Source organism: Nocardia sp. NBC_01377 (assembly GCF_045040005.1).
GTDB lineage: Bacteria > Actinomycetota > Actinomycetes > Mycobacteriales > Mycobacteriaceae > Nocardia > Nocardia noduli.
Window position 1 is genome coordinate 6740677 of sequence record NZ_CP109566.1, and the last position, 14645, is coordinate 6755321.

Sequence of the window (14645 nt, forward strand, 5' to 3'; positions counted from 1 at the left end):
TCGTCACGACAACCAGTGTGCTGCCTCGGCGGCCCAGTAGGTGAGCACGATATCCGCGCCCGCGCGACGGATACCCGTCAGCGATTCCAGCACCGAGGCCCGGCGATCGATCCAGCCGCGTTCGGCGGCGGCGGTGATCATCGCGTACTCGCCCGAGATCTGATACGCCGCGACCGGCACCGTCGACCGGTCGGCGACCTCGCGCAGGATGTCGAGATAGGACATGGCGGGTTTCACCATGACGATGTCGGCGCCCTCTGCCAGGTCGAGGTGCAGTTCGCGCAGCGATTCCCGGCGGTTCGCCGGATCCTGCTGGTAGCTGCGGCGATCACCCTCCAGCGAGGAGGAGACCGCCTCGCGGAAGGGGCCGTAGAAGGCCGAGGCGTATTTGGCCGCGTAGGCGAGGATGCCGGTATCGGTGTGCCCGACCGCGTCGAGGCCGCGCCGGATCGCGCCGACCTGACCGTCCATCATGCCGCTGGTGCCGAGCAGATCAGCGCCCGCCTCGGCCTGGGCCAGCGCCATGTCGACGTAGCGGTGCAGGGTGGCGTCGTTGTCGACCGCGCCGTCGGAGGCGACGACGCCGCAGTGCCCGTGATCGGTGAATTCGTCCAGACAGGTGTCGGCCATGATCACCGTCGACCCGCCGACCTCGTCGGCGAGCGCGCGCAGTCCCCGGTTCAGGATGCCGTCGGGATCGCTGGCCTTGCTGCCGGTCGCGTCCTTGTCCTCGGGCAGTGGAACACCGAAGAGCATGAGCCCGCCGACCCCGGCCGCGACCGCCTCGACCGCCGCTTTGCGCAGCGAATCCATCGAATGCTGCATCACCCCCGGCATCGAGCTGATCTCACGCGGTTCCTCGAGCCCGTCGGCGACGAACATCGGCAACACCAGATGCCGTGGGCGCAGGGTGGTTTCGGCCACGAGACGACGCAGCGCGGGGGTGCGGCGCAACCGCCGCGGGCGGTCCAATCCGGTCATGAAATGGACGATACGCCTGCTCCGCCGGGCTGTCGCGACCGCCCGGCGCGACCGCCGACAGGGACACCGAAAGCCTTCGCGGCCAGCCGTTTTCTGTCGGTGGGTGCGAGTAGAATCGAAGATGTGTTCGAGGGAATTCGCACGGATCTCGGATAACCGAGGATTCACACGACGCGGATTCCCGACCCGAGGGGAGGACGATCATGGCCGCCATCAGCCAGACCGCCAGCAGCCGGACCGCCGCACCGAATTCGAAGCTCATCGAGCCCTTCGTCCCACTGGAGAAGCGCCCGCTGCCCGCGGGCAGGCCACGCAAGTGGTACGTCACCCACAACCGCAGGCTCAAGGCCATGCGGCTCACCATCGCGATGCTCGATTCCGGCATCTACCTGCCGAATCAGGCGAGCAACGAGAAAATCAGGCGCACCGCCGATCTCATCGGAATCCGCCCGCCCTCCGACAGCACCTGCCGATTGGTCCGCACCCTACTGCGCTACAGCCGCTGACCCCGCCCGTACGCGCCTCCTGCGCTACAGCCGCCACGCGTCCGTTCCCGGCCTACTGCGCTACAGCCGTTGACCGGCCCCGTTCGCGGCCTGGCGTACTCAGCCGTTGACCCGGCCCATACGCAGCCTGCTACGTACCCTCTGACCCCGCCCGTTCGCGGCCCGTCTCGCGTCCGAGCGGTCGAAGCGCATGCGACGAAGTCGCGAGTCTCGACCGCTCGGACGCGAGACAAAAGGGGGCCGCGAACCCGCGGCCCCGGCCGCCAAAATCACAGCGAACCCGCGGCCCCGGCCGCTAATTACCTACTGCGACGGCTCTTCTTGCGCGGCGGGGGCAGCAGGCCCTCGGCGCGCAGCCGGGCCGCGTGTTCGGCCAGTGCCTCGACCAGCGGACCGACCTGGGCGACCTCGGGCTGCACATCGACGCGCAGACCGAATTCGATCGCCGTCTCGGCGGTCTTCGGGCCGATACAGGCCACGATGGTGCGGGTGTGCGGCTTGCCCGCGATGCCGACCAGGTTGCGGACGGTGGAGGAGGAGGTGAACAGGACCGCGTCGAAACCGCCGGTCTTGATCATCTCGCGGGTCTCCGCGGGTGGCGGTGAGGCACGCACGGTCCGGTAGGCGGTGACGTCGTCGATTTCCCAGCCGCGGTCACGCAAACCCTCGGCCAGGGTTTCGGTCGCGATATCGGCCCGGGGCAACAGGACTCGGTTGACCGGATCGAAAACGTCGTCGTAGGGCGGGAAATCGGCCAGCAGTCCCTCCGAGGACTGTTCCCCGCTGGGGACCAGTTCCGGATTTATGCCGAACGAACGCACCTTGTCCGCGGTGGCCTCACCGACGCAGGCGATCTTCACGCCCGAGAAAGCCCGTGCGTCCAAACCGAATTCGGCGAATTTCTCCCACACCGCGCGGACCGCGTTGGTGGAGGTGAACACCACCCACTGGTAGCGGCCGTCGACCAGACCCTTGACGGCGCGTTCCATCTGCGCGGGACTGCGCGGCGGCTCGACCGCGATGGTCGGCACCTCCATCGGGATGGCGCCGTGGGTGACGAGCCGTTCGCTCATCTCGGCGGCCTGATCCTTGGTGCGCGGCACGAGTACGGTCCAGCCGTACAGCGCCCGCGATTCCCACCACGACATCTTCGATCGCGCGGCGACGACCTTGCCGATGGTCACCACCAGCGGACCGACCAGTTCGGAGGCCGCGCTGTTCAGTGTCGCCAGCGTCGCCTCGATGGTGCGCTGCTGACGGGTGGTGCCGCGCACGGTCACCGCGACCGGGGTCTGCGGGGCCATACCGTGTTCGACCAGCGCGCTCGCCGTCTCGGCCAGATGGCCGGAGGTGGCGTGCAGTACCAGCGGGCCGGGGGCCGACGCCAGCGCCGCCCAGTCGACCTCGCCGCGCACGTCGGCCTCGGTATGACCCGAGCCGAGCGCGATACCCGCGTAGCTGGGCACCGAGGAACCGCTGGGCAGGCCCGGCAGCACCTCGAAGACCATATGCGAACGGGTGACGGTGTTGACCTCGTTGATCACGGCGTCGGTGGTCAGCGGATCGCCCGCGACCACCCGGACCACGTCGTGGCCGTTGCGGGCCTCCGCGATGAGGGTTTTGGCGACCTCGGCCGGTTCGCCGAGCGCGGGGCGCACGTCGACCGGACGGGTGCCGTCCTCGTCTTCCTCGACCGCGGAGCCGATGAGCGCGAGTACGCCCTTGTCGACATCGGGGTCGGTGAACGCCAGTGTGGCCCGCCCGAGGACTTCACGCGCACGCACGGTGAGCAATGCCGGGTCACCGGGGCCCGAACCGACGAACAGGATCCGACCCGGGTGCTTCTTCGTCCCTCGGCTCATGCCTGCACCTCTGTGATTCGCTCGCTTCGCTCGCTCATGATCGGCTGTTCTCCATTGGGCTGGGGTGGGGTGAAGTCTGAGGTGAGGAGCTCGCGCGCACCGAGCTCCAGCAATTCGCGGGCCAGGGCCCGGCCGAGTTCCGCCGCGTCCTGCGGTGAACCGACCACCGAGGCGCGCAACACATCGGATCCGTCGACCGCGGCGGCGCATCCGCGCAGCGAGAGTTCGTCGAAGATCCGGCCGTCGTCGTCGATCGATTCGACGACTTCTCCGAGCGCGCCGACGGGGACGGTACAACCGGCCTCCAATTCGGCGAGCAGACCGCGCTCGGCGACGACGGCGGCTCTGGTGGCCGCGTCGTCGAACTGCGACAGCGTCTCGATCAACGCGCTGTCGTCACTGCGGCATTCGACCGCCAGCGCCCCCTGCGCGGGGGCGGGCAGCATCTGCACAGGTTCCAATGCCTCGGTGACCGCGTCCAGCCGGTCGATCCGGGCCAGCCCGGCTCTCGCGACGATCACGGCGTCGAGTTCGCCGTCGGCGACCTTGCTCAGCCGGGTGTCCAGGTTGCCGCGCAGCGGCAGCACCTCGAGACCGAGCCCGAGGGCGAGCAATTGCGCGGCGCGGCGCGGCGCGGACGTGCCGACCTTCGACCCGGCGGGCAGTTCACCGAGCACCAGACCGTCGCGCGCCACCAGGGCGTCGCGCGGATCCTCGCGGGGCGGAACGGCCGCGATGGTGAAACGCGGGTCGGGCGCGGTGGGCAGATCCTTGTAGGAGTGCACCGCGATGTCGATATTCCCGGCCGCCAGTTCCTCGCGCAGCGCGGAGGTGAAGACACCGACACCGAGCTCGACCACCGGCTCGGACGATTCGTCGCCGACGGTTCTCACGATGACCAGTTCGGCCTCGTGCCCCGCGGCGATCAGCGCGTCGCGGACCGTACCCGACTGGGTGCGCGCGAGCAGGCTACCGCGGGTCCCGATCCGCCAGGAACGGCGCGTGCCGGGCACTGTCACGTTGTCCTCTTCCTGAAGGCGCGTCATCGGGGATTCCCCTGTTCCTCACCCAGGTGGCCGGTGGTGAAATCGTCGGCCAGCGCGGCGCCGAGTTCGCCGGCAAGCGTGGTGATCTCCATCGGCGCGGCGACCGCCTGTGCCGCACCGGGTTTGAGTTCGAACAGTTCGCGCAGGGCCTCGGCGTAGCTGTCGCCGCCCGGAGTCGACGCCAGTTGCTTGACCCGCACCGTCGGCGCGTGCAGCAGTTTGTCGACCACGCGGCGTACCGTGCGCGCGACCTCGTCGCGTTCCGGATCGGCCAGGCTTGGCAGTCGCGAATCCAGGCGCAGCAGTTCGGCTTCGACCACTTCGGCGGCCCGCTGGCGCAGCGCCGCCACGGTCGGCGTCACCTCGGCCATCCGCTGGCCCGCCAGGTATTTGGCGAGTTCGTCGGCGACGATCGCACGCGCGGCGGCGGTGTCGTCGGCGGCGGCGCCGGCGGCCGGATCGTGTTGCAGCGTCTCGATATCGATGACCGACACGCCGGGCAGTCCGGCGACCGTGGGTTCGACATCGCGCGGGAGTCCGAGGTCGCAGAAGACCAGCGGCCTTTCGGCACAGGGGATTTCGGCCCGATCGCGGTCGGCGAGCGCGCGGTGGGTATCGGCCAGGGTCACCACGGCGCCGATCGCTCCGGTGCAGGTGATGACCACATCGGCCGAGGCCATGGCCTCGGTCAGACCCGAGAGTTCCAGAGCCGAGGATTCGACGCCGTAGCCCGCCGCGGTGTCGGCGAGCCTGCGGGCCCGCTCGATGGTGCGGTTGACCACGATGATCCGGCCGATGCCCGCGCGCGAGAGATGGGCTACGGCAAGCCCGCCCATCGCACCCGCGCCGACGACGACCGCGGTGCGCCCGACCAGGGCGGTGTCGGCGGAATCCGCCGTGCCGCGCAGGACCGATTTGGCCTTGTCCAGCGCGACCGAGACCACCGACGCGCCCGCACGGTCGATACCGGTCTCCGAATGCACGCGTTTGCCGACCCGCAGCGCGTGCTGGGCCAGTTCGTGCAGGGCCCGCCCGACGGCCTGCTGGGCGTCGGCGGAGGCGTAGGCAGCGCGGATCTGGCTGAGCACCTGCTGCTCGCCGACCACCATCGAATCCAGCCCGGAGGACACCGCGAACAGGTGTTCGGCCGCAGCCTCGCTGTAGCGCACGTAGGCGTGTTTGGTCAGATCCGCGAGCGGAAGCCCGGAGTGTCTGGTGAGCAGGTCGCCGACCTCGGCGAGACCGCCGTGGAAGGCATCGACCACCGCGTAGACCTCGATGCGGTTGCACGTCGAGACGATCATCGCCTCCGAGACGTGGTCCGAGGTCAGCATCCGTTCGATCAGCTTGGGACGGTCGGTGTCGGTGATGGCCACCTTCTCCAGGACCGAGACGGGGGCGCTCCGATGCGAGATCCCGACCAGAAGAACGCTCATGGTGAAACCACCGATCCCTTGCTGCTTGGCTCCGTTGCCTGATGCGAGGTCGAGTGCGTGATCGCCGCACGCGCGGCTCCGGTGCGCGGAGCGGGGGCGCGGCGGGCGATCCGGCCCGACACGGCCGACGCCACTTCCGCGAGAGGTTCGGGCTCGGTGTTGCGGGTGCGCTCGAACGAGAGCATCTGCATCTCCACCGCGAGGTCCACCCGGCGGACCTCCACCGCGGGCGGCGCGTCGAGCACGCTCGGCGCGAAACTCAGGATCGACTGGACACCGGCCGCGACCAGTCGGTCGCACACACCCTGCGCGGCGTCGTCGGGGACGGTGATGACGGCGATGGTCGGGTCGAGCGCGGTGACCGCCTCGTGCAGCACCGCGACGTCGCGCACCGAGAGACCGGCGACGGTCCGGCCGATCACCGAGGGGTCGTTGTCGAAGATGCCGACCACCGTGAAACCGCGTCGCTTGAACCCGCCGTAGCCGACGAGGGCGCGGCCCAGATTGCCCGCGCCGACCAGTACGACGCGATGTCCGTCGGAGAGTCCGAGCACATCCTCGATCCTGGTGCGCAACTTGGCGACGTCATAGCCGACACCCCGAACACCGTTGGGTCCGAGGAAGGACAGATCCTTGCGCAGTTTGGCCGAATTGACACCCGCCGCGACAGCGAGTTCCTCACTCGATACGATGAGGACTCCATCCTCGGCCAACATCGCGAGGACACGGAGATAGGTAGCCAAGCGCCCGACGGTGGCCTGCGGAATGTCCTTGTTCGGCACCGTCTTCTGCAGAGCTCTGCCGGAGACGCCACTCGGCGCCTCATGCTGCTCTGTCACGTCGTAGGCTCCTCGTCCCGGATTGCTCGTCATCCGGTTCGTCGCTCGACCTCTGACCCGGGGCGGCCCGGTGCCATGATCGATGTTTCGGATTTCAGGGCGGCTCCGCAGCCTCGGCATGCGGGTCGCGTGCCACCACCGTAACCGCTTGTGCAGCCCTTCACAAAGTCGGTGAAATTGGCCTCATTTTCCGCTGCGACCAGCGGTGCGGCGGAAACGGACGCGAACAGCGTTTCCTCATCGACGCAAATCGGCGCGCAAACGGGACTCGTCCACGTCGAAATAGCTGTGCTCACGGCCGTCCAGCAGCACGACAGGAAGCCGGTCGCCGTACTCCGCGCGCAGGCCAGGGTCGGTGGCCGCAGCCTCGTCGACATCGACGGTGCCCGGTTCGATACCGAAATCGCCGCAGATCACCCGCAGCTGTTCGAGTGCTGTGGAACACAGTCCGCAACCCGATCTCGTCAGCAGCGTCACGGAATGTGTGGGATTGGTCATGAGTGCTATTAAATCCCCTCGCCACGGTCGATCCAGTACCCCTGGTCCGCCGAAACTGTCGCCGGATCCCGCTAGTGTGGACACGTTCGCGCGCGACGGGCGGAGGTAATTGGTGCCGGAACGATCGAAGATCGAGAGGGCGGGATTCATCGCGGGGCGCTTCGGCGAGTTTCCGGTCAGGTGGAATCAGGGCAGATTCGGTCAGAACCTGCAAGACCAGCTCGCACGCATCTCTCGGAGTCCTTTCGGCCCGAGCGAGGAGGAAGTGCGCGCCAACCTGGCGGGCGAGGCCAGCGCCGACGCGGCGTTGTCGCTGCACGACGCCGAAATCGCCGCGGGCGGCCCGCCGGAAAGTCTCGGCCCGGAAGTCCCGCGTGACCTGACCGCGGCCGCGTTCTTCGACGTCGACAACACCATGGTGCAGGGCGCCTCCATCGTGCACTTCGCCCGTGGGCTGGCCGCGCGGAAATACTTCAAGACCTCCGACCTGGTCGACGTCGCCTGGAAACAGGTGAAATTCCGCGTCACCGGCAAGGAGAACAGCACCGATATGGCCGCGGGCCGGGAGAAAGCCCTCGCCTTCATCGCGGGCCGTCCCACCGCGGAACTCGCCGCTCTCGGCGAGGAGATCTACGACGAGATCATCGCCGACAAGATCTGGCCCGGCACTCGCGCACTCGCGCAGATGCACCTGGACGCCGGTCAGCAGGTCTGGCTCGTCACCGCGACCCCGGTCGAATTGGCCCAGGTGATCGCCAAACGACTCGGCCTCACCGGCGCGCTCGGCACCGTCGCGGAAAGCGTCGACGGGAAATTCACCGGCCGCCTCGTCGGCGATATCCTGCACGGCCTCGGAAAAGCACACGCCGTGCGCACCCTCGCAATTCGCGAGGGCCTGAATCTCAAACGCTGCACCGCCTATTCCGACAGCCACAACGACGTCCCGATGCTGTCGCTGGTCGGCACCGCCGTCGCCATCAACCCCGACTCCGACCTACGCGAAGTCGCCAAGAACCGAAGCTGGGAAATCCGCGACTTCCGCACCGGCCGCAAAGCCGCCAAGATCGGCGTACCGACCGCATTGGCCCTGGGCGCAGCCGGCGGCGCCGTAGCCGCGGCCATCACCCGCCGCCGAGAACACTGAACCGGAGAGCACCCAGCCCATTCCGCCACCTGGATGGCACGGTCCCCTCCGCCGCTGAATCACGCCCTACGGTCGAAGCACCCCGAATCACCCATCCCCGCAGACCTGAGCAACATCAGGCCCACGATCACAGCAAGTCTTCCAACACATCCGCCCCGCCGGAAGCGAGTCTTACGAGCGCCCGTTCGTGGCCGTCTCGCGTCCGAGCGGTCGAGACAATGCGACGCAGTCGCGAGTCTCGACCGCTCGGACGCGAGACAAAAAGGGCCGCGAACCCGCGGCCCCCGGGCCGCCAAAATTTCAGCCCGTGAAGGGGTTGCGGCGCTTGGTGAGCAGTTTGTACAGGGTCTGCTGGATCGTCTCGCGCACCTGGTCGGTGACCTCGAACATGGTCATCGGGTCGTCGGCGGCTTCGGGCTCGTAGGCGGTGGTCGCGATGGGTTCGCCGAATTCGATGTACCACTTCGAGGGCAGTGGCAGCGCGCCGAGCGGGCCGAGGTGCGGGAACAGGGGCGTCACGGGGAAGTAGGGCAGGCCGAGCAGCCGGGCGAGTGGCTTGAGGTCGGCCAGTTTGGGGTAGATCTCCTCGGAGCCGACGATCGAGCACGGGATGATCGGCACACCGGTGCGCACCGCGGCGGCGACGAAACCGCCCCGGCCGAAGCGCTGGAGCTTGTACCGGTCGGCGTAGTTCTTGCCGACGCCCTTGAAACCCTCGGGGAAGACGCCCGTCAACTCGCCCGCGCGCAGCAGGCGTTCGGCGTCCTCGCGGCAGGCCAGGGTGTGGCCCGCCTTGCGGGCGAGCACGCCGAGTACCGGCATTTCGAAGATCAGGTCGGCGGCGAGCAGGCGCAGGGCCCGCTGCTTGGCGTGGTGGTCGTGCACGGCCAGCTGGAGCATCAGCCCGTCGAGCGGGACGGTGCCCGCGTGGTTGGCCACGATGAGCGCGCCACCGACCTCGGGGATGTGCTCCATGCCGTTGACCTGGACGCGGAACCACATATCCGACATGGGCCGCAGCGCGGGCAGGATGACCGATTCGAGCAGGTGCTCGTCGAATCCGAACTCGTCGATCTGGTAGTCACCGGTGACGCGGCGGCGCGCGAATTCGGCTGTCTTGCCGATCTGCGCGGTGAGCGTGCCGCGCACCAGGTCCGATACCGACCGGGGCCGCGGCGGTTCGGTGGTGGCGCGGCGGTCGCTGAGCGAGGTCACCCGGCCCGACGCCGTATCCCCGGTCTGGAATTCCGGTCGGCGTCGGACAGCGACCCGCTGACGCGACTCCACATTCTGATCGTGAAGGTGGATCACTTTCGCTACGTGATTCATGAATGTGCTCCCGTACCGGCCCCGAGCAGGCCGAGCAGTTTATTTTCTGCGGCATCGATCCACGCGGGATCGAAGACGGGCCGCAACGCTGCGCCCCCGATGAAGTCGTCGAACGCCTGCACCGTTGTCCAGCGCGGCACGAACTGGAGTTCGGTCCGCATCCGGGTCGTGTCCAGGCCACATCCGAAGTGGAAATAATCGAGCTGTTCGCCGGTGAACTCACGCATGACCGGCCCCATCAGCGCCCGTCCCGCGGTGCGGAACAGGATGAACGGAACCGGCAGTTCGATGCGGCCTGCGCGCCGCAACGCCTGGGACAGCGTAAGCGCACCGTCCCCCGCCACATTGTAGGTGCCGCCGGGCGCCATCCGCGCCGCCTGTTCCAGCGCGGCGACGGCGTCCTCCTCGTGGAGCAGTTGCAGCCGCGCGTCACGACCGAAGACGGTGGGGGTGACCGGGGATTGCAGATACTGCACGCCACGCCCGGCCAGTCGCGGACCGACAATCGGCGCGAAACGCAATATCGAGGCGGAAATATCGGGTCTGCGCCGGGCGAGTCCGCGGACGAAACTTTCGATTTCGATCATGTCGCGTGCGAACCAACCGCGCGGTGGGGTTCGCGCGCTCATTTCCTCGGTGAATTTCGCGGGGTCCTTGGCGCTGCATCCGTAAACCGCCGATGTCGAGCGCACGACCACCCGGCGCACCGACGGCGATTTCTGACAGACCGCGAACAACTGCATCGCGCCGAGGACGTTGAGGTCCTTCATCACCGCACGGCCACCACCGGCCGGCGGGCGCGACAGCATCGCGGCATGGACGACGGTATCCACGTTGTATCCGCTGATCACCTTGCGGATCAACGGATTTCGAATATCGGCACGCACGAACTCGGCGCGCCCCATGCGACGGCGCAGCTCACGGCTCGGCGTCATGGTGTCGACCGCGACGACCCGATCGATCCCCGGGTCCTGCGCGAGCCTAGCGACGGTATTGCCACCGAAGAATCGGCTCGCACCCGTCACCATCACCACGTTCGGCGCGTCAGCGTCTCTTACCTCAGATCCCACGGCACCGGATCCCACCTACGAGGCCCTCATTTCGATTTCCTGGCGGTTCAAGCGTAACCGCTACCGTCCGAGACACCGAGAGTATTAACCAGGTTCTAACGATGACTTCAGTCACCGGATACATTCGCGCATTGCAAATCGTGTTGTTTCAAAAGATGAGGCCCGTCACCACAAGGGTGACGAGCCTCATCTTTCGAGCGCGAGCTTACTTGCCGAGTTTGCGCCGCTGAACACGTGTACGGCGAAGCAGCTTACGGTGCTTCTTCTTCGACATGCGCTTACGACGCTTCTTGATCACAGAACCCATAGGGTTGTCCTCGCGTTCTCTCTACTCGGCTGGTCGGCGCGCACGCTCGGGGCGTACGCCATTTTCGGTGCTCGCGCCGCCGGCAGGCACCGGACACCACAAAGGGGCGCCGTCGGCAGGCGAACACGAACCGAGGGTCCATCCTACCCGCCCCTGAGGCGGCGCTTCCGGGGCCCTCCATGCTGACGCGAGCCGACGCCCGCGGGCGCGTCACGCGCCGCGGGCCGGATGGATTCGATTCACCCCGCGTCGAAGTAGGACGTCTCCAGGTAGTCGTGAACCGCTTTCGCGTGCACCCGGAACGAGCGACCGACGCGCACCGCGGGCAGTTCACCCGAGTGGACGAGCCGATACACCGTCATTTTGGATACCCGCATCAGATTCGCGACCTCGGCTACCGTCAGGAACTGCGTGCCGCCGCCGAGTAAGGGTTGCCCCGAACTCGCTCGGCTGCCCGATGGACCCGACGAACCAGGCGATGAACCCGAATTATTTCCAGACATCTTATTCGCAGACATCATTGCACCATTGACCTCCGGCACGTCCGCGCCGCCGGCTTCCCCACCGGCGGAACAGACACGCACGTGCTCCTTGAAGCTTAGCGGTGCCAATGGGATTACTGCGACGGGTGTGCGAAATCAGCGCCGCTTGCAGGGCATCGGCGAGTCACCTCGCGGACGCGCGGTGTTCGATTTGCGTTGTTCGAGGTTCGCCGCACGGCAATCACCGGTTCACGAGCGCGCGGTCAGGACGCGACACCGTTCCCGTCGTTCGCCCCCTGCTCGGCGGAGCGATCCTTGGCCGCGTGCAGCGCTTCCATGAAGGCCGAGCGCAGACCGCCGCGTTCCAGTTCGCGCAGGGCGGCGGCCGTCGTGCCCGCGGGCGAGGTGACGGCGGCGCGCAATTCCACCGCGCTCTGGCCGGAATCGTCGAGCAAGGCCGCGGAGCCGATCATCGTCTGCACCACGAGCTGGGTGGCGACCTCCCTGGTGAGCCCCAGTCCGACGCCCCCTTCGACCAGCGCCTCGACCACGAGGAAGAAGTACGCGGGACCGGAACCCGACAACGCGGTCACCGCGTCCATCTGGGACTCGGCGACCGTCGCGACCCGGCCCACCGAAGCCAGGAGTTCGTTCACCACCGCCAACTGCTCGGGCCGGGTGTAGCGGCCGGGGGCCAGCACGCTCATGCCCTGACCGACCAGCATCGGGGTATTGGGCATCACCCGCACCACGGGGAATCCGGCGGGCAGTTTGGCCTCCAGTCGCGCGGTCGGCACGCCTGCCGCCAGTGAGACCAGGACCTGATCCTTGTCGCCACCCAGGTCGGCTTTGCCGAGTTGGGTGAGCACCGTGTCGACATCGCCCGGTTTGACGGCGATCACCAGCAGATCGGCGCCGACGGCCGCGTCGGTCACCGAATCGGTCACCCGCACCCCGAAGCGCTCCGCGATCAGCTCGGCCCGATCCTTGTACGTCTCCACGACGACCAGATCCTTGCTCGCGCGCCCGGACTCGAGCAAACCGGCGATCAACGCCTCCCCGATGCGACCGCCACCGATCACCGCAATTCTCGTCATGGGGGTCAAGGCTAGACGCGATACCGGCACGGTCAGAAACGGGGCGACCGGTCCCTACCCGGCCCCGGTCGCGGTATCAGGCCCGCGGATCGCGCACCGGTATCAGGGCCAACTGGCGGCTCTGCGCGACCACCGCGCCGGTGGAGTCGAGCACGAGCTGATCCTCGTCGAACATTCGCTCGCCGACCTCGTGGGTGGTCGCGATGACGCGCAGCCAGCCGGGGGCGGGCCTGCGGCGCAGATAGGTCGTCATCTGTACGGTGGGCGCCCAGCCGAAATGTCCGAGATTCATCGGAACCGGCGGGCTCATATCGGCCGACATGATGGCGAAGTACGCGGCCACCTCCGGATCGGCCTGATCGCCCGCGCGCGGGCGGATCCACAACCGCAGTCGCGGTTCGCCGCGCTGTCCCTCCAGAAAACGGGCCCAGCCGCGATCGAGGAACAGGTCGGCGCCCTGTCCCACGTGCACGATCTTGCCCATCGGGGAGCCGTCCTCGTAGTCGGCGGCATCGGCGGGCGGTTCGGCGGGCATGTCGCCGTGCTCGGGCGCGTACACCGGGGCGACGTCGTCGAGGCGACCGAAGGTGAACGCCGTGCGGACCAGACCGCGATCCCCCTGGATCAGGGTGACGTCGGCCAGACAGATCTGGCGACCGATCTTGCGGACGCTGACCTCGTAGTCGACCGCACCGGGTTCCGGCGCGCCGAGGAAATCCGTACTCGCCGCGATGGGGGCCATCTCGGCCAGGGCGGGGTCGGTGGCACGCAGCCAGTTGGTGGCGGCCGCGGCGCTCCCGGCGACCATGGTGCCGCCGTGCACCTTCTTGCCGATGGTCCAGATCTCATCGATGACGCCGGTGTAGCGGCCGGTGCCGGGGGCGGTCGCGTCCACCTCGGTCAGCGCGCACACGCGGCTGAACGGGGCGTCCGTCGCGGTGGGCTGCTCCACGTGCGCGGTCAGCTCCGTCGTCATCGTCACTCCTGTCGTCGAATCCGCGCCGGATCCGATCGCGATACCTCGATGCCGCACCTGGCGGTCACCGGGACCGGTCACGATGACGCGGTGTTCGTACAGCGTAGAACGAAGGGTGGGCGCCGAGCCATTCCGGTGACCCGGATCGCGTCACACGTGTTTGGCCTGCGATGACGAGGTGGCCGGGGCCGGCGTCTGCCCGTTGAGGTGTTCGCGGGCGAAACGGAGTGTGCGGTCGAGCATGGCGGACCGGTCGGCGGTGGTGCGCGCGTTCTGGGTGTTGATCTCGGCGACCGCGTGGCCGGAGAATCCGGACTCGACCAGCATCGCGCAGACCTCGGCGCACGGCTGGGTCCCCTCGCCGGGAACCAGGTGCTCGTCGTGGGCGGCACCGCGCCCGTCGGCCAGATGCAGATGCGCGAGACCGCCGCCCATCCGCGCGGCGAGCAGCAGCGGATCGGCGCCCGCGGTCGCGGTGTGGGAAAGATCGAGGGTGTAGTGCTGGAATCCGGTATCGGTCGGATCGTAGGAGGGGCTGAAAGCCGTCAGTCCCGGACCCGGTCCTCCCCTGCGTTCCAACCGCTTGACCGAGGTCTCCTTGCGACCGAACAGGGTGTCCGCGCGCATCGGGAACATGTTCTCCACCGCGACGATCACCGAACTGTGTTCCTCGAGTTCGGCGACCTGGGCCGCGAAACCCTGGGCGTAGCGCCGCTGCCAGCGAAACGGCGGATGCACCACGACACTTCCCGCGCCGAGCGCCTCGGCGGTCCGCACGCTGCGTTCGAGTTTGGCGACCGGATCCGCTCCCCAGACCCGTTGCGAGATGAGCAGACACGGCGCGTGCACGGCGAGCACGGGCACACCGTACTTGCGCACATAACCCTGAACCGTGGCGATGCTCTGACTGGCGGGCTCGGCCCACACCATCAATTCCACACCGTCGTAACCGAGTTCGGCCGCGTACTGGAACGCGGACTCGGTGTTCTGTGGATACACCGACGCGGTCGACAAGCCGACCAGGATCCGCGCACCGAGGTCGTCGTCCTGCTCGAAATTCCCCACAGCCACT

General features: G+C 68.0%; 15 protein-coding genes. 2 read left to right on the forward strand and 13 right to left on the reverse strand.

What is annotated here, in order from left to right; all coding sequences use genetic code 11:
- Nucleotides 1–3: 3 nt before the first annotated feature.
- Nucleotides 4–981, reverse strand: a complete 978-nt coding sequence (gene hemB, locus OG225_RS31045) for a porphobilinogen synthase (protein WP_216916913.1) — start codon at nucleotides 979–981, stop codon at nucleotides 4–6.
- A gap of 203 nt (nucleotides 982–1184) precedes the next feature.
- Here hemB and OG225_RS31050 point away from each other — a divergent pair, with 203 nt between their 5' ends.
- Nucleotides 1185–1487: a hypothetical protein gene (locus OG225_RS31050; RefSeq protein ID WP_254190714.1), complete on the forward strand. Its 303-nt coding sequence runs from the start codon at nucleotides 1185–1187 to the stop codon at nucleotides 1485–1487.
- A 299-nt stretch (nucleotides 1488–1786) separates the two neighbouring features.
- Here OG225_RS31050 and OG225_RS31055 read toward each other — a convergent pair whose 3' ends face one another.
- The 5 genes from OG225_RS31055 to OG225_RS31075 form a co-directional block, all read right to left on the reverse strand.
- On the reverse strand, nucleotides 1787–3349 hold the full coding sequence (locus OG225_RS31055; RefSeq protein WP_109528874.1) for a bifunctional uroporphyrinogen-III C-methyltransferase/uroporphyrinogen-III synthase: 1563 nt from the start codon (nucleotides 3347–3349) through the stop codon (nucleotides 1787–1789).
- Nucleotides 3346–4395, reverse strand: coding sequence for a hydroxymethylbilane synthase (gene hemC, locus OG225_RS31060; protein WP_216916912.1), 1050 nt, complete (start codon nucleotides 4393–4395; stop codon nucleotides 3346–3348). The genes OG225_RS31055 and hemC overlap by 4 nt, the downstream gene beginning before the upstream one ends.
- The gene (locus tag OG225_RS31065; protein WP_405178438.1) at nucleotides 4392–5831 is read right to left on the reverse strand and encodes a glutamyl-tRNA reductase; all 1440 of its coding nucleotides are present in this window, start codon (nucleotides 5829–5831) and stop codon (nucleotides 4392–4394) included. The genes hemC and OG225_RS31065 overlap by 4 nt, the downstream gene beginning before the upstream one ends.
- Nucleotides 5828–6670: a redox-sensing transcriptional repressor Rex gene (locus OG225_RS31070; RefSeq protein ID WP_405178439.1), complete on the reverse strand. Its 843-nt coding sequence runs from the start codon at nucleotides 6668–6670 to the stop codon at nucleotides 5828–5830. Before OG225_RS31070 ends, OG225_RS31065 begins: the two co-directional genes overlap by 4 nt.
- Before the next feature lie 237 nt (nucleotides 6671–6907).
- Nucleotides 6908–7168 (reverse strand): glutaredoxin family protein, encoded by a 261-nt coding sequence (locus OG225_RS31075; RefSeq protein WP_216916910.1) that lies wholly within the window; start codon nucleotides 7166–7168, stop codon nucleotides 6908–6910.
- A gap of 208 nt (nucleotides 7169–7376) precedes the next feature.
- Here OG225_RS31075 and OG225_RS31080 point away from each other — a divergent pair, with 208 nt between their 5' ends.
- Entirely contained in the window at nucleotides 7377–8312 is a 936-nt protein-coding gene (locus OG225_RS31080) for an HAD family hydrolase (RefSeq protein ID WP_405183425.1), read from the forward strand.
- Between the two features lie 300 nt (nucleotides 8313–8612).
- Here the strand turns inward: OG225_RS31080 and OG225_RS31085 are convergent, their stop codons facing one another.
- The 7 genes from OG225_RS31085 to OG225_RS31115 form a co-directional block, all read right to left on the reverse strand.
- A complete protein-coding gene (locus OG225_RS31085) occupies nucleotides 8613–9641 on the reverse strand; it encodes a lysophospholipid acyltransferase family protein (protein WP_405178440.1) in 1029 nt (342 codons plus the stop codon).
- Nucleotides 9638–10669 carry an NAD-dependent epimerase/dehydratase family protein gene (locus tag OG225_RS31090; protein ID WP_216916928.1) on the reverse strand — a complete coding sequence of 344 codons (1032 nt, stop codon included), beginning with the start codon at nucleotides 10667–10669 and terminating at the stop codon, nucleotides 9638–9640. Before OG225_RS31090 ends, OG225_RS31085 begins: the two co-directional genes overlap by 4 nt.
- A gap of 247 nt (nucleotides 10670–10916) precedes the next feature.
- Nucleotides 10917–11018, reverse strand: a complete 102-nt coding sequence (locus OG225_RS31095; RefSeq protein WP_003402602.1) for a 30S ribosomal protein bS22 — start codon at nucleotides 11016–11018, stop codon at nucleotides 10917–10919.
- 239 nt (nucleotides 11019–11257) lie between these two features.
- On the reverse strand, nucleotides 11258–11521 hold the full coding sequence (locus OG225_RS31100) for a helix-turn-helix domain-containing protein (RefSeq protein WP_109528881.1): 264 nt from the start codon (nucleotides 11519–11521) through the stop codon (nucleotides 11258–11260).
- A 242-nt stretch (nucleotides 11522–11763) separates the two neighbouring features.
- Entirely contained in the window at nucleotides 11764–12597 is an 834-nt protein-coding gene (gene proC, locus OG225_RS31105; RefSeq protein ID WP_405178441.1) for a pyrroline-5-carboxylate reductase, read from the reverse strand.
- A 76-nt stretch (nucleotides 12598–12673) separates the two neighbouring features.
- Nucleotides 12674–13573 carry a thioesterase family protein gene (locus OG225_RS31110; protein WP_405178442.1) on the reverse strand — a complete coding sequence of 300 codons (900 nt, stop codon included), beginning with the start codon at nucleotides 13571–13573 and terminating at the stop codon, nucleotides 12674–12676.
- Nucleotides 13574–13723: 150 nt separating this feature from the next.
- Nucleotides 13724–14638: a sugar phosphate isomerase/epimerase gene (locus OG225_RS31115; RefSeq protein ID WP_216916906.1), complete on the reverse strand. Its 915-nt coding sequence runs from the start codon at nucleotides 14636–14638 to the stop codon at nucleotides 13724–13726.
- Between the last annotated feature and the right edge of the window lie 7 nt (nucleotides 14639–14645).

Excerpts from the sequence above, each read along its gene's own strand:
- OG225_RS31100 (WP_109528881.1), bottom strand. The coding sequence starts at position 11,521 with ATGTCTGGAAATAATTCGGGTTCATCGCCTGGTTCGTCGGGTCCATCG.
- OG225_RS31055 (WP_109528874.1), bottom strand. The coding sequence starts at position 3,349 with ATGAGCCGAGGGACGAAGAAGCACCCGGGTCGGATCCTGTTCGTCGGT.
- OG225_RS31085 (WP_405178440.1), bottom strand. The coding sequence starts at position 9,641 with ATGAATCACGTAGCGAAAGTGATCCACCTTCACGATCAGAATGTGGAG.
- OG225_RS31075 (WP_216916910.1), bottom strand. The coding sequence starts at position 7,168 with ATGACCAATCCCACACATTCCGTGACGCTGCTGACGAGATCGGGTTGC.
- OG225_RS31090 (WP_216916928.1), bottom strand. The coding sequence starts at position 10,669 with ATGGTGACGGGTGCGAGCCGATTCTTCGGTGGCAATACCGTCGCTAGG.
- OG225_RS31065 (WP_405178438.1), bottom strand. The coding sequence starts at position 5,831 with ATGAGCGTTCTTCTGGTCGGGATCTCGCATCGGAGCGCCCCCGTCTCG.
- hemC (WP_216916912.1), bottom strand. The coding sequence starts at position 4,395 with ATGACGCGCCTTCAGGAAGAGGACAACGTGACAGTGCCCGGCACGCGC.
- hemB (WP_216916913.1), bottom strand. The coding sequence starts at position 981 with ATGACCGGATTGGACCGCCCGCGGCGGTTGCGCCGCACCCCCGCGCTG.
- OG225_RS31095 (WP_003402602.1), bottom strand. The coding sequence starts at position 11,018 with ATGGGTTCTGTGATCAAGAAGCGTCGTAAGCGCATGTCGAAGAAGAAG.
- proC (WP_405178441.1), bottom strand. The coding sequence starts at position 12,597 with ATGACGAGAATTGCGGTGATCGGTGGCGGTCGCATCGGGGAGGCGTTG.
- OG225_RS31110 (WP_405178442.1), bottom strand. The coding sequence starts at position 13,573 with ATGACGACGGAGCTGACCGCGCACGTGGAGCAGCCCACCGCGACGGAC.
- OG225_RS31050 (WP_254190714.1), top strand. The coding sequence starts at position 1,185 with ATGGCCGCCATCAGCCAGACCGCCAGCAGCCGGACCGCCGCACCGAAT.